The 12,659-nt window shown below is 58.8% G+C and carries 14 protein-coding genes; 8 read left to right on the top strand and 6 right to left on the bottom strand.

Annotation, left to right across the window (positions count from 1 at the left end; genetic code table 11):
• Positions 1–309 precede the first annotated feature (309 nt).
• From nfo to ACOYW1_RS05645, 4 genes are all read right to left on the bottom strand, one after another.
• Positions 310–1,149 (bottom strand): deoxyribonuclease IV, encoded by an 840-nt coding sequence (gene nfo, locus ACOYW1_RS05660; RefSeq protein WP_482422006.1) that lies wholly within the window; start codon positions 1,147–1,149, stop codon positions 310–312.
• A 319-nt stretch (positions 1,150–1,468) separates the two neighbouring features.
• Entirely contained in the window at positions 1,469–1,684 is a 216-nt protein-coding gene (locus ACOYW1_RS05655; protein WP_482422005.1) for a hypothetical protein, read from the bottom strand.
• A complete protein-coding gene (locus ACOYW1_RS05650; RefSeq protein ID WP_482422004.1) occupies positions 1,648–2,544 on the bottom strand; it encodes a radical SAM protein in 897 nt (298 codons plus the stop codon). The genes ACOYW1_RS05655 and ACOYW1_RS05650 overlap by 37 nt, the downstream gene beginning before the upstream one ends.
• Complete coding sequence (locus ACOYW1_RS05645) at positions 2,541–3,134, bottom strand: hypothetical protein (protein WP_482417143.1); 594 nt, start codon at positions 3,132–3,134, stop codon at positions 2,541–2,543. The genes ACOYW1_RS05650 and ACOYW1_RS05645 overlap by 4 nt, the downstream gene beginning before the upstream one ends.
• 207 nt (positions 3,135–3,341) lie before the next feature.
• Between ACOYW1_RS05645 and ACOYW1_RS05640 the strand changes: the two genes are divergently transcribed.
• The gene (locus ACOYW1_RS05640) at positions 3,342–3,782 is read left to right on the top strand and encodes an Hsp20/alpha crystallin family protein (RefSeq protein WP_482422003.1); all 441 of its coding nucleotides are present in this window, start codon (positions 3,342–3,344) and stop codon (positions 3,780–3,782) included.
• Between the two features lie 413 nt (positions 3,783–4,195).
• Here ACOYW1_RS05640 and ACOYW1_RS05635 read toward each other — a convergent pair whose 3' ends face one another.
• Entirely contained in the window at positions 4,196–4,477 is a 282-nt protein-coding gene (locus ACOYW1_RS05635; RefSeq protein ID WP_482417145.1) for an acylphosphatase, read from the bottom strand.
• Between the two features lie 97 nt (positions 4,478–4,574).
• Positions 4,575–4,997 (bottom strand): hotdog fold thioesterase, encoded by a 423-nt coding sequence (locus ACOYW1_RS05630; RefSeq protein ID WP_482422002.1) that lies wholly within the window; start codon positions 4,995–4,997, stop codon positions 4,575–4,577.
• Positions 4,998–5,227: 230 nt separating this feature from the next.
• Between ACOYW1_RS05630 and cmoA the strand changes: the two genes are divergently transcribed.
• The 7 genes from cmoA (at position 5,228) to ACOYW1_RS05595 (ending at position 12,227) form a co-directional block, all read left to right on the top strand.
• On the top strand, positions 5,228–5,968 hold the full coding sequence (cmoA, locus tag ACOYW1_RS05625; protein ID WP_482422001.1) for a carboxy-S-adenosyl-L-methionine synthase CmoA: 741 nt from the start codon (positions 5,228–5,230) through the stop codon (positions 5,966–5,968).
• Between the two features lie 2 nt (positions 5,969–5,970).
• The gene (cmoB, locus tag ACOYW1_RS05620) at positions 5,971–6,942 is read left to right on the top strand and encodes a tRNA 5-methoxyuridine(34)/uridine 5-oxyacetic acid(34) synthase CmoB (protein WP_482422000.1); all 972 of its coding nucleotides are present in this window, start codon (positions 5,971–5,973) and stop codon (positions 6,940–6,942) included.
• A 9-nt stretch (positions 6,943–6,951) separates the two neighbouring features.
• A complete protein-coding gene (locus tag ACOYW1_RS05615) occupies positions 6,952–7,482 on the top strand; it encodes a hypothetical protein (protein ID WP_482421999.1) in 531 nt (176 codons plus the stop codon).
• A gap of 102 nt (positions 7,483–7,584) precedes the next feature.
• Positions 7,585–7,830 carry a hypothetical protein gene (locus ACOYW1_RS05610; RefSeq protein ID WP_482421998.1) on the top strand — a complete coding sequence of 82 codons (246 nt, stop codon included), beginning with the start codon at positions 7,585–7,587 and terminating at the stop codon, positions 7,828–7,830.
• A gap of 91 nt (positions 7,831–7,921) precedes the next feature.
• Positions 7,922–8,854 carry a DMT family transporter gene (locus tag ACOYW1_RS05605; RefSeq protein ID WP_482421997.1) on the top strand — a complete coding sequence of 311 codons (933 nt, stop codon included), beginning with the start codon at positions 7,922–7,924 and terminating at the stop codon, positions 8,852–8,854.
• A 548-nt stretch (positions 8,855–9,402) separates the two neighbouring features.
• Complete coding sequence (locus tag ACOYW1_RS05600; protein ID WP_482421996.1) at positions 9,403–11,367, top strand: cache domain-containing protein; 1,965 nt, start codon at positions 9,403–9,405, stop codon at positions 11,365–11,367.
• Positions 11,364–12,227: a methyl-accepting chemotaxis protein gene (locus ACOYW1_RS05595; protein ID WP_482421995.1), complete on the top strand. Its 864-nt coding sequence runs from the start codon at positions 11,364–11,366 to the stop codon at positions 12,225–12,227. The genes ACOYW1_RS05600 and ACOYW1_RS05595 overlap by 4 nt, the downstream gene beginning before the upstream one ends.
• The last annotated feature ends 432 nt before the right edge of the window (positions 12,228–12,659 follow it).

The raw sequence follows: 12,659 nt of genomic DNA, 5'->3' as shown, positions 1-12,659 counted from the left end.
AAAACACGTCATGGCTGTACAGACTTTTTTAACTTCCGGTAAAAAAAATCGACGTAAAAATGGTCAGTATAAAGAAACACTTCAAAGAGACGAGATAGCATTCCCCCTTTCGTCAACCGTATAACTACCCAACAAAAGCCGCCACAACCCCCTGTCCTTCAAGGCTTTCCATTGTCCTGTCCCATTGCGATCCACCAGTGAACACTTGGAGCATGTCACCCTGTTCAGGCAACAAAAAACCCCCTCCACATTTCCGTGGAGAGGGTCCGTTGCATCCCGAGTGAGAGATTTAATTTTATGAAATATTTTCTATAAGAAAGAGCGGAGAAGTAATAATTCATCGCTCCATATATCGCTGTCCGGGGTCTCCAGAACCATGGGGATCTCCTCGAACCGGTGGTCGTTCATGATGTAGCGAAACACCTCAAGGCCCAGCATGCCCTTGCCCAGGGACGCATGGCGATCCACCCTCTTGCCAAGCTCGGGCTTGGAGTCGTTCAGGTGCATGCCCATGAGATGCGAAAAGCCCACAACCTCCTCAAAAAGGGCAAAGGTGTCGTCACACGCCTCGACCGTCCGGAGGTCGTACCCGGAGGTGAAGGCGTGGCAGGTGTCCAGACACACGCCCACACGGGATTTGTCCTCCACCTTGTCGATGATGTCCCGCAGGTGCTCAAAGCGATACCCCAGGTTGGTGCCCTGGCCTGCCGTGTTCTCAATGACCGCGCACACCCCGGGCACCTCTTTGTGGGCCAGGTTGATGGATTCTGCAATGCGCGCAAGGCAGTCCGCCTCGTCCATCTTCTTCAGATGGCTACCGGGATGAAAATTGAGGCGGTCCAGGCCCAGCTGATGGACCCGGGCCATCTCATCCACAAAGGCGTCCCGGGACTTGGCCAGGGCCTCGGCCTCGGGGTGCCCCAGGTTGATGAGGTAGCTGTCATGGGGCAGGATATGTTCCGGCAGGTACCCGTTGGCCTCGCAATTGGCCTTGAAGGCGGCAATGCTTTTTTCCGTAAGGGGCTTGGCCTTCCACTGCCGCTGGTTCTTGGTAAAAACGGCAAAGGCCGTGGCCCCGATGGCCACCGCATTCAACGGGGCGTTCTCCACGCCCCCCGCCGCACTCACATGGGCTCCGATTCGTTTCATAGTGTCTGCCTTTTATATGGTCTAACCTTGAAAACGGGTTCTCGCTGTGTTGTCCCCTCATTCTTCGTGGGAAACACAGCGGCGTTCAGTCATAGGGTAACCAGAGTTCCTTTTCAATAAAAATATCCGGGCTAAGCAAGCCCCTTTCATCGTGTTTCCAAAAAAATGAAATAAGCCTCTCCTGCAAAAACGGCTGCCACATGTCACCCCCCATGCGAATGCCCCGATAACGCGGGCAGAATGGCTACCACCATGCATTCGCCATAGGGTTTCCAGGTGCCCCCACCTGGCCGCCGGAGGCTTGCTTTTGCTCTCGATCTTAACCTATGGAAGGCCCGGCTTTTTTCCCCAGCTGCCCGCACCCCGCCACAAGATCACGGCCTTTTGAGGCGCGGATGCGCACGTAGGCGCCTTCGTGCACGAGAAGGTCACGGAAGCGTTCCACGGCCTCCTGGCAGGTGGAGGGAAAGGGGGCTCCGGGGCCTGCGTTGAACCCGATCAGATTGTAGCGCACGGCAAGGGGGGCAAGGAGCACTTACCCCGGGCCTTGGCGTCTTCTTCGCTGTCGTTGACCCCTTCGATGACGATGTACTCGGCAAAAAGCGCCCCTTTTCGGGCAAAGGGATACCTGGCAAGGGTCTCCACCAGGGTTTTTAAAGGGGTTTTCCGATTTACGGGCATGAGGCGGGAGCGAATCTCGTCGGTTGCCCCGTTCACGGACACGGCCAGGTTCACCGATGAAACAGGTGAGCCTGCCAGCTTTTCGATGCCTTCGGCGCTGCCCACGGTGGAGACGGTGATGCGTTTTAAGGGGATGTCAAAGCCCCGCTGATCGCTCATGACGCCGATGGCTTCGGCCACGGCATCCAGGTTGTCCAGGGGCTCTCCCATGCCCATGAAGACGATATTTTGAATGGAATAGGAGAGCACATGGCGGGCAACATAAAGCTGGTCCAAAATCTCCGTGGGCGTCAGGTCCCGCACGAACCCCATCTTGGCCGTGGTGCAGAAAAGACAGCCCCGCTTGCACCCCACCTGGGACGAGACGCACAGGGTGTAATGGTTCAGCATGGGGAGCACCACGGACTCCACCTCGTGGCCGTCGTGGAGACGGATGGTGAACTTCACCACGCCGTCTGCCTCTTTAACGGTCACCAGTTCAGGGGCGGGGAAGACCAGGGCACCATGCACGGCTTCTGCCAGGCCTTCCCGCCGAGGGAGACGCGTCAGGGCCGAGGTATCCACGGCACCCGACCGGACGGCCATGGTGTAAAGTTCGGCCGAGGCGTACCGGTCCAGCCCCAGGCGCTCAACCATGGCGTGACGAAAGGCGTCATAGGTTAACGAAAAAGGGTTCACCGGGCCCAGGCCCTTGAAGGCGTGAGGTTCCATCATAATCCTTCCAAGCCCTCCCCCCGTTTAACCAGGGCCTTCAAATCATCCACGGCGTGTTCCAGGTGCCCGCAGATGTTGGCCAGACGCTCCACAAAGGGATCGGCCTCGCCCAGTGCCTGAACCGACTCCGACAGGGAGCCGTGGAACAGGGCCTTTCTCTCCTCCACCCGTTTTAAAAGGGCCTTTCGCACGGCATGGCGCTGACGCTCGCCTTCGATGAGCTCGCCAAGCCGCTGGATGGAAAACTCCACCAGGGCATCCCGTGGAGCGCCGAACCGGCGTGAGGCCATCTCCAGGGCATCCAGGGTCCTGCGGCTGATCACAAAGGTTTTCTGTACCCGGGGCACCTCTTTCATGGCGTCGGCGGACAAGCTGTCGGCAATGGCGTTCAGGGCCTCTGCGTCTTCCACAAGGTGATCGAAGAGGGATTTCTGCTTGATGCCGAAGTGTTCTGCCACCACAGCCATGGACTCGATGGCCCGTGACGAGATGCGGAAGGTGGCCCGCACGGACTGTTTGCCCATGAGGTCCCGCAGGGACGCCCCGCCGGGATGTGCCATCCTGTTCAATGGATCGTTCTTTTTATTCATATGACCTCCTCTTCTTTCTATACCAAAGATCACGGCATTCGTCATTCTCATTACCTTTAATCTAATTACGTTTTTGGTAATGACAAAAAAATATCATATTCTTTTGTTGACACAAATCAGATCATGACTATTTTTGTTTCAAACGAAAGAAACACCAAGCAACAAAAAAGCATGACACGTACAACACACAACAATGGAGGACACATCATGGAACTTGTCAGATTCAACCCCTTTGCCACCGCACCTTCCGTCAACAGCCGCCTCAACCGTATGTTCGACGATTTTTTTAACGACTCCGGGCGCCTTCTCTCCAACACGGCCAAAAACTGGAGCCCCGAGGTGGACATCTTTGAAGAGGACGGAACCGTGGTCATCAAGGCCGACCTTCCGGGCATCGAGAAAAAGGACATCACCATCAACGTGGAAGACGGCGTCCTGACCCTGAAAGGTGAGCGCAAGACCGAAGAGGAAAGCGACGACAAAACCGTCTACCGCCGGGAACGATTCTACGGAAGCTTTGAGCGCGCGTTCCGCCTCTCCCCCAAAACCGACCCGGAGACCATTGAGGCAGAATTTAAAAACGGGGTGCTGCACATCACCATCCCCAAGGCGGTTCAGCCCGCCGGAAAACAGATCTCCATCCAGTAAACCAGGGGCTGCGGCCCACAGGTTCCTCCTCCCCGGCGAGTGCCCGAAAGGGCACTCGCCCTCCCGGCGGAACCCGAGCCTCCCCACAGGTAAAAAAATCACACGGCGCCATCCCCCACAATCCGGCGCCTCACAACACGTTCCATCGCAGAACGCAGAAAACCGGGCCTCCCACAGGGAGCACCCGGTTTTTGTTTTAAAAGCCTGCCTCCGGCGGCCAGGGGATAAATCCCCTGGACCCCAGGCTCGCAAATGCTCAGGGGCTTCGCCCCTTCACATTTGCTGACGGGCTTCGCCCGTGAGTAACAGCTTTTGTCCCACTTCGTCGGATAACCCGAATGCATAGACAGGCATTGTCACAAAGCCTCGGCCCACTCACTATTCACCACTCACCACTCACCACTCACTATCTCTTACCCAATCACCTCAAACCCCTCAAACTCCCCCCCAAAGGACGAGGTGGTCACCTTCACCCCATCGACTTTTGCCATGGGTGGCCCGATGCGACACCAGCCCATGAAAGTATCCACTGCGGCGGCTTCGCCTTCGGCCAGTGCCATCACCGTACCGTCAGAAACATTTCGGACCCAGCCGGTAACGCCCAAGCGTCTGGCCTCGGCCACGGCGTGGTAGCGAAAGGCCACGCCCTGAACCACGCCGCTGATTTTCAATGTCACGCGTTTCATTCGTACCATGGGGGCTCCATAGAAACAGGGGAAGGGGTTAATAAAGGCTAAGGGCTAAGGGCTAAGGGCTAAGGGCTAAGGGAACATAGCCTTGGACCTGGGTCTGTCAATACGCAAGGATAGCCGCAGTCATGCGAATGGCCGAGATCAGGGTATCCTCGCCGTCGGTGACACGCACGTCCCAGACGTGGTTGCGGCGCCCCAAATGAAAGGGCTTGCAGGTGCCGTACACCCAGCCATCTTTGGCGCTGCGGATATGGCTGGCGCTGATTTCGGTGCCCACCACCCCGTGGGTGTTTAAGTCGACGCACAGGGCAGAGGCAATACTGGCAAGGGATTCGCCCAGCACACAAGTGGCGCCCCCGTGGAGGAGCCCGGCGGGCTGACGTGTCCGATCATCCACGGGCATGCGGCCCTTGAGCCAGTCATCGCCCATGGCCACCAGCTCAATTCCAAGGTGGCGGAGCATGGCCACCTCCACAACGGGTTTTACCTCCTCAAGAGTCACTGCCTGATGCCAGATATGCATGGTCTCCCCCGATTTCAAATGGTAAGTGCGGCCCAAATCCTCCTTGACACCCGCCTTGCGATTGGTAATAAAGGTCTGTTGCGGTTTTCCATCATGAATCGGTTTTCCTTTTTTTTCAACTATTAATGATGGATCCTCCCCGTATCCTGCAGGCCGGTTTCCGCTCTATTTATTTCGTTTTCCGGAAATCCGGTGCACCAAGGACATCACGAGACCATGAGTCAGAGCATATGAGTCAGGACACGATTTACTCCAAAAAGCTGCCCTCCGTGCCACCCTTCGAGTTCAACGAAAACGTGGCCGGGGTCTTCAACGACATGATCCACCGGTCGGTGCCCCTTTACCGGGAGACGGTGAAACGACAGGCCCAGCTCGCCGCCCGGTTCTATAAGGAGAACACGTCGATCATCGACCTGGGTTGCTCCAACGGCAACTTCGGCATGCGCCTGCTCCACGAGATGGGCAAGCGCCCCCTGCGCATGGTGGCCGTGGATAACTCCTCCCCCATGCTGGAGATCTATCAGGAACGCCTGGACAACCATCCGGCTGGGGACCAGATCGAGCTCATCCGGGCCAACATCCAGGACCTGGATCTGGAGCCCGCTTCGGTGGTGGTGCTGAATCTCACCCTGCAGTTCCTTCCTGTTACCGAGCGGGACGCCCTCATCGCACGGATCTACGACGCCCTGACCCCCGGCGGGATTCTGCTCATCACCGAAAAGGTGATCCATGAAGAGCAGGTGCTCACGGACCTGCAACAGGAGTTCTACTACCGGTTCAAAGGGGAGAACGGCTACTCCAACCTGGAGATCAGCCAGAAGCGGGATGCCCTGGAGAATGTCCTGATCCCCGAAACCGTGGAGACCCATACGGCGCGGTTCAACGCCGCAGGATTCACCAAGGTGGACATCTGGCAGAAGTGGTTCCACTTCACCAGCTTTATCTGTATGAAAGACGAGAAAGAGACGTAAAGATGGACGCGTTGCTGCACGACCTGACACGACTGGGCCTGGAACCGGCCCGGGAGGGCCTTTCCGCCCTCATCGAAGAAAAAATGGCCCTGGTGGGCCGAGACTTCGGCAATGAGAAGAAATTCCGCGCCATTGTGGAATCCCTGCCCGACATGTTCGGAGAAGGCATCGACATCACGGGCAGACGGGTCAGCGTGATCCCCAGGGACGACCACGCCCCGGAGGAGATGGACGCCCTGCTTACCGGGCTCCGGGACTTAAGGCCCTGGCGCAAGGGTCCCTACGGCCTCTTCGGCATCGACATCGACACCGAATGGAACTCAGACGTCAAATGGGACCGGCTGGCGGATCACATCGCCCCCCTTGAAGGGCGGCGCGTGCTGGACATCGGAGCCAGCTCCGGGTACTACATGTTCCGCATGGCCGCAGGCCAGCCCGAGATGGTCCTGGGCATCGACCCCCAGATCCTCTTCTACTTCCAGTACCTGGCCCTCCAGAAATACCTCCAGATCCCGGACCTCTATTTCATCCCCGCAAAGATGGAAGAGCTGCCCCCCATGGGCCGCTACTTCGACACCATCTTCTGCATGGGGGTCATCTACCACCGCAAATCCCCGGTGGATACCCTGCGGGAGATCCGCAGCTGCCTGCGCCCCGGCGGCGAGCTGGTCATGGAGACCCTGATCATCGAGGGCGACTCAGAGACCGCCCTCTTCCCCGAGGATCGCTACGCAAAGATGCGCAACGTCTTTTTCATCCCCACGGTCCCGTGTCTGGCCAACTGGCTGAAACGTGCCGGGTTCACCAACATCCGCTGCGTCGACGTCTCCCCCACCACCCTTGCCGAGCAGCGCAAGACCGACTGGGTAACCACCGAATCGCTGGAAATGTTCCTCGATCCCGAGGACCCCACCAAAACCGTGGAAGGCTACCCCGCGCCCATCCGGGCCGTGGTCCTTGCCGACGCCGAATAAAGGAGCCCCATGTCCACAGCAGAAAAACGGGACGAAACCCTTCAAACCATGAGCGAAAACCTGGCGGCCTTTGCCGTGGAGCGGGAGGACCTCAAGCAGCTCCTGGCCACCCTGCCCGAAGACGACACCATCAAAAAGGTAACCGTGGAGTATGAACTGCAGCTCCTGAAAATCATCAGCGCGGGGTGGGCCGTCAGCGTCTACATGGACGGCAAAAAAGAGAAGGATGCCCTGGCCGAGCGGTTCTGGCTCATCATCCGCGAGTTCTCCAAGACCCTCAGCGAGACCCTGCACCTCACCACCGGGGCGGACGTGGACTACTTCGAGACCCTGAAGCAACGGTTCGACACCTACCTGGCCGCCATCAAAAAAGCAGGCAAAGGAGAGCCCACCCAGGCCGTAGGCCCCGAGTTCGCCAGCCTCTGCGACTGCCCGGACAATCCCTTTGTCACCTTGAACGGAGCCCGCATCTTCCACCTCACCGTCACCGCGGTGCAGGAGTACGTGGCCACCGTGACCATTGTCCCCGAGTCGCCCTGATCCCCCCAACCTTTAGCCTTTAGCCTTTAGCCCTTAGCCTTTGGCCCTTTAGCCCTGTTTACCCTTGACCTTTAGCCTTCAGCCCCAAACTATAGAGGTATTATGTACGCACGCGACCACGACCACCTCCTCGACCTGATGCGCGAACACCCGGACGCCACCCCTTCCACCTTCCTGGCGGACAGCTCTTACGCATCCTGGCTATACGACCACAGCGATCTCCGACGCTTGAAATCCGCCATGCAGGGGGACCCGGACCCCGAAGCCATGGACCGCTGGGACCTCTCCCCCGGTCTCTGGCGGGAACAGGTGGCCATGGCCCTGCTGGCCCTGACCCGCAAACCCTGACCCAACCACGGCGAACACATGATCCTTTTTGCCTTCGACGAGCCAGTCAGGCAGCGACACGCTTTTTTTACAGAGACGAAAGAGAGACATAATGTCGGCAGTCAGCCAAAAAATCGGTGCCTACTTCGTGGCCATGGCAGCCATGATGTGGGGATTTGACGCGGTGGTGCTCACACCCCGCATGTACAACCTGGACGTGGCCTACGTGGTCTTTATGCTCCACGCCCTTCCCTTTGCCGTGATGCAGCCCATCCTCTTCCGGGAGTATACCTGGCTGCGCAAAATGCGCCCCAGCGACCTGACCTTTCTCTTTCTCGTCTCCCTTTTCGGTGGTGCCATCGGGACCCTGGCCATTGTCAAGGCCCTGTTCCTGGTGGAATTCAAGCACCTCACCGTGGTGGCCCTGCTCCAAAAACTCCAACCGATCTTTGCCATTCTCCTGGCCCGGCTCGTGCTGAAGGAACGCTTCAGCAGGCACTTTCTTCTCTGGAGCGTCGTAGCCATCATCGGCGGGTACTTTCTCACCTTTGAGTTCCACGTTCCCAGCCTGGCCCACAACGGCAAGATGCTTCCCGCATCCCTCTTTGCGCTTTTGGCAGCCTTCTCCTTCGGCAGCGCCACGGTCTTCGGCAAGCGGATCTTAGGACTCCTCCCCTTTCAGACCGCCCTGTTTTTCCGCTACGGCCTGACCACCCTCATCATGCTGGTGATGGTCCTGTCAACGGGGGCCCTGTCCCAGCTTGCCGTCACCACCCAGACCAACTGGATCTTCTTCTGCATCATCGGCCTGACCACGGGAAGCGGGGCCATTTTGCTCTACTACTACGGCCTGCGGCACATCACCGCCGGTGTGGCTACCATCTGCGAGCTGCTCTTTCCCATCTCCAGCATCCTTTTCGACTACGTCTTCAACGGCAACGTCCTCTCCCCCGTCCAGTGGGTGAGCGCCTCGGCCATGCTCTTTGCCATCTACCGCATCGGCACAGCGCCCCCGGTCAAGGCATCACACACCGCGTCGACCTGATCCCGCGACACACGCCCGGACCACCTCTTTTTCCCGCATCAGATGATGATGACAGGCGCGGCAATAACCCGCCGCGACCTGTTCTGGTTGGACGACGGCGTCGCCCGCTGCCAAGCCCCTTCCCATCCCCGCCCCACGGCCCCGACCGGCGCCCCTGCCTTCGATGGTCAAAGTCAGCTCAAAAAGCGTATCTCGGACGCTCAGCGGCCACGCGAACGAAATCATCGCGCCCCCGCGATTTCATTTAAACTGAATATCACGCTAAAACCACAACACAGCTTACTAGCTTTCCTTACACCCGCACAAAAATCTACCGCCCGTTTCAATTTCATATTCAGCAATCCACATGCCTCGCCGATATACACCCCAATGTCTTGAAGCGCCCTGTGCCCTTGCGTTAAAAACACCTTTAAATAAGCGGATTATCGGTTGACAGATCTGTTGTTTTTTCCAAAAAAACGTGCCGTAGCCCAATGCAAGCTTCGACAGAAACTAGAACAACTCGCAAGAAAGTGCTTCGGCATATCATGTAAAGGAGAAAGGCATTCATGCTGAAAAACATCAAGCTTGGCCCCAAACTCGTTTCCGTCTTCCTGTTGGTGGGCGTCATCCCCCTTCTGCTCGTGACGTTTCTGCTTGCAGATAGAGCTGATACCGCCCTCTCCCGCCAGGCCTTTGATCAGCTCACCAGCCTGCGGTCCGTGAAAAAAAAGCAGGTGGAGGCCTACTGGACGGAAAAGCAGAATCACATGCAAACCCTCCTGGAGGTGGTGGATGCCAATTACCAGGCAGCCTTTGACAAGCTCGACAGCATCCAGGAGTTAAAGCGCTCCTGGGTCGAATCGTTTTTCAATGGCGTCCGCCAGGACATCACCGTCTTGTCCGGCGGCAGTGACGTGAATCGGGCCCTTTTCGGCTTTTTATCCTATGGCCTCAACCAGGGTGTGGAGGTAGACGGATCCTTTCCCGCGGAGACGCCTGCCTACCAGGCCATCCGAAACCGCGTATCCGGTCCCCTCACCGAGTTTGCACGTACGAGAGGGTACAGTGACCTCCTTCTCATGGACGCCCGAAGCGGCCACGTCGTGTTCTCCGTGGCAATGGAGCCGGATCTCGGAACCAACCTCCTCACGGGCCCCCATCGGGATCAGGGGCTCTCGGAGCTTTTTCGCCGGGTCGTTGCAAGCGGAAAAACCGCGGTCAGCGACTTCTCCCCATACGCCCCCAGCGGTGGGGCCCAGGCCGCCTTCATCGGTGCTCCGATCCACAACGCAGACGGTGACATAGCTGGGGTGGTGGCCCTTCAGATTCCCCACGGCCAGGTCAACGCCATCGTGCAGAAAAAAAGCGGAATGGGAAGCTCCGGTGAAACCTACCTCGTGGGTCGCAGCGGTGGCCAGACAGCTTTTCGCAGCGACATGCTCACCATGGGGGACGGTGCGTATGTAATCGGTGCCCCCATCGACACACCGTACATCCACATGGTGATGGAAGGAGAAAGCGAGCGTGGCGTCTACACCGACTCCAGGGGGAAGCTGGTCATGGTGGCGGCCGACCCCTTAAGCATCCCCGGCCTTTCCTGGGGGTGCATCACCAAGGTCGATCTGGAGGAGGCCATCACCCCGGGAGACACCGAGGGCCAGGGTGACTTTTACGCCCGATTCACCCGGGAATACGGTTACTACGACCTCTTTCTCATCCACCCCGAAGGCAGCATCTTCTACTCCGTCACCCATGAAGCCGACTTCGGCACCAACATCCTCACCGGCCCCTATGCGGACAGCGGCCTGGGCCGCCTGACCCGGAAGGCCATGGACACCAACCGGTTCGCCATGGAGGATTTTTATCCCTATGCCCCCAGCAACGGAGAACCCGCCGCCTTCATCGCCCAGCCCGTGGTGCACGGGGGAAACGTGGAGCTGGTGGTGGCCCTTCAGCTCTCCATTCACCGCATCAACACGATCATGCAGCAGAGAGAAGGCCTGGGCCAAAGCGGAGAGACCTACCTGGTGGGCTCTGACCGCCTGATGCGATCCGACTCCCGGCTGGCGCCGGAGACCCACTCGGTGAAGGCCTCCTTTGCCGACCCGGCCAGCGGCAGCGTCAACACCGAAGCCGTAAACCAAGCACTTTCCGGCAACTCGGACACCCACATCATCCACGACTACAACGGAAACCCCGTGCTCTCGGCCTGGGCCCCGGTCTCCCTGGGGGACATCACCTGGGCCATCATCGCCGAGGTGGATGAATCCGAGGCTCTGGCCGCGGTTTCCACCATGAAGCGCCTCGCCCTTCTCATGGCTGCGGTGGCAACCGGCCTGGTCATCCTGGCCGGAACCCTCTTGGCCCGTTCCATTGCAAAACCCGTTGCAGGGGCGGCCACCTATGCCGAAACCCTGTCCAAGGGTGACTTCAGCACCACCCTCGACATTCACAGAAACGACGAGGTGGGCCAGCTTATCCGGGGGCTGACATCGGTACGGCCATTCTTCGCACCATGGTGGGCCGGGTGATCAATGGGGTGGGTGTCCTTGAGAGTACGGCCACGGACCTTGCGGGGATCTCCGATGCAACCACCCGGGACGCAGCCGACACCAACGACCGCTCCTCCACAGTGGCCGGAGCAGCCGAAGAGCTCAGCACCGGGCTCTCCGGCGTGGCCGCCGCCATGGAGCAGTCCACCACCAACATCGGATCGGTTGCCACGGCCACGGAACAGCTCAACAGCACCATCACCGAAGTGGCCCGCCGGTCGGAAGAGGCCCGGTCCACCTCGGACAGCGCCTTGGAAAAGGCCAGGACCTCCTCAGCGCGCATCGGAGACCTGGCCAATGCCGCAGACAACATCGGTCAGGTCACCGACGTCATCGCCGAGATCTCCCAGCAGATCAACCTGCTGGCCCTCAACGCCACCATCGAGGCGGCCCGGGCCGGAGAGTCGGGCAAAGGCTTTGCCGTGGTGGCCAATGAGATCAAGGACCTCGCCGCCCAGACCGCAGATGCCACCCAGCAGATCAAGGAACGCATCGACGAGGTTCAGGACTCCTCGGCCTCCACCATTCAGGAGATGGAAGGAGTGACCCGGGTCATCGAGACCATCCACGACACCGTGGGCTCCATTGCCACGGCCATCGAAGAGCAGTCCATCGCCACCGGGGAGATCGCCGAAAACATCAGTCAGGCATCCCAGGGGATCGACGAGGTCAACGAAGGGATTGCAGGCTCTCCTTGCCGCAGGGGAGATTACCCGGGACATCGCAGGGGTCCATGCAGCCGCCGGAAGCATCGACGCGGCCAGCCGAAGGACGCGGGAACGTGTCTCCGAGCTGGAATCCCTCACCGCCGAGTTGACCCAGATGAGCCAGGCGTTTAAAATCAACTAATCGCCATAAAACAACACGTCAGTTGCCTCCGGCGGCGAGGGTGGTGAAACCACTATAGCGAAAACACCTCGAAAGCATATAGCCCTTGCGCTCCGCTCTCGTTCCTCGGGCCAAAGCGCAAGGGCCTTCGGCTCGGGCTTCGCCCGACACAAACGCCGATGGTTTACGCGTGTTGGTTCACAAGCTTCGAGGTAACAGGATACGTTGCTGCTACTTGTCCATTGTAGATCTACCCGCACGGCCTCCGACGGGTCGCTTTTTGAAAAAAACTCCGCAAAACGTTCCGGAAACCAAAGCGTCTATCTTCAGTCGCGGCAAGACTGAAGATAAACGTATAGCGGTGGCCGCCCCGTTGCCTCTGACCCTGCCCCGTGGTATGACACAGACACAACCACCCACCCATGCCCAAAGGGGAAAAAACA

It is taken from the genome of Desulfoluna sp. CYM3A (genome assembly GCF_056829965.1).
Note: the sequence above shows the minus strand (reverse complement) of the source record. Positions and strands in the feature narration are given on the sequence as shown.

What these genes read in the sequence shown, in the direction of transcription:
- nfo (WP_482422006.1), bottom strand. Translation starts at nt 1,149, where the DNA reads ATGAAACGAATCGGAGCCCATGTGAGTGCGGCGGGGGGCGTGGAGAAC.
- ACOYW1_RS05650 (WP_482422004.1), bottom strand. Translation starts at nt 2,544, where the DNA reads ATGATGGAACCTCACGCCTTCAAGGGCCTGGGCCCGGTGAACCCTTTT.
- ACOYW1_RS05645 (WP_482417143.1), bottom strand. Translation starts at nt 3,134, where the DNA reads ATGAATAAAAAGAACGATCCATTGAACAGGATGGCACATCCCGGCGGG.
- ACOYW1_RS05640 (WP_482422003.1), top strand. Translation starts at nt 3,342, where the DNA reads ATGGAACTTGTCAGATTCAACCCCTTTGCCACCGCACCTTCCGTCAAC.
- ACOYW1_RS05635 (WP_482417145.1), bottom strand. Translation starts at nt 4,477, where the DNA reads ATGGTACGAATGAAACGCGTGACATTGAAAATCAGCGGCGTGGTTCAG.
- ACOYW1_RS05630 (WP_482422002.1), bottom strand. Translation starts at nt 4,997, where the DNA reads ATGCATATCTGGCATCAGGCAGTGACTCTTGAGGAGGTAAAACCCGTT.
- cmoA (WP_482422001.1), top strand. Translation starts at nt 5,228, where the DNA reads ATGAGTCAGGACACGATTTACTCCAAAAAGCTGCCCTCCGTGCCACCC.
- cmoB (WP_482422000.1), top strand. Translation starts at nt 5,971, where the DNA reads ATGGACGCGTTGCTGCACGACCTGACACGACTGGGCCTGGAACCGGCC.
- ACOYW1_RS05615 (WP_482421999.1), top strand. Translation starts at nt 6,952, where the DNA reads ATGTCCACAGCAGAAAAACGGGACGAAACCCTTCAAACCATGAGCGAA.
- ACOYW1_RS05610 (WP_482421998.1), top strand. Translation starts at nt 7,585, where the DNA reads ATGTACGCACGCGACCACGACCACCTCCTCGACCTGATGCGCGAACAC.
- ACOYW1_RS05605 (WP_482421997.1), top strand. Translation starts at nt 7,922, where the DNA reads ATGTCGGCAGTCAGCCAAAAAATCGGTGCCTACTTCGTGGCCATGGCA.
- ACOYW1_RS05600 (WP_482421996.1), top strand. Translation starts at nt 9,403, where the DNA reads ATGCTGAAAAACATCAAGCTTGGCCCCAAACTCGTTTCCGTCTTCCTG.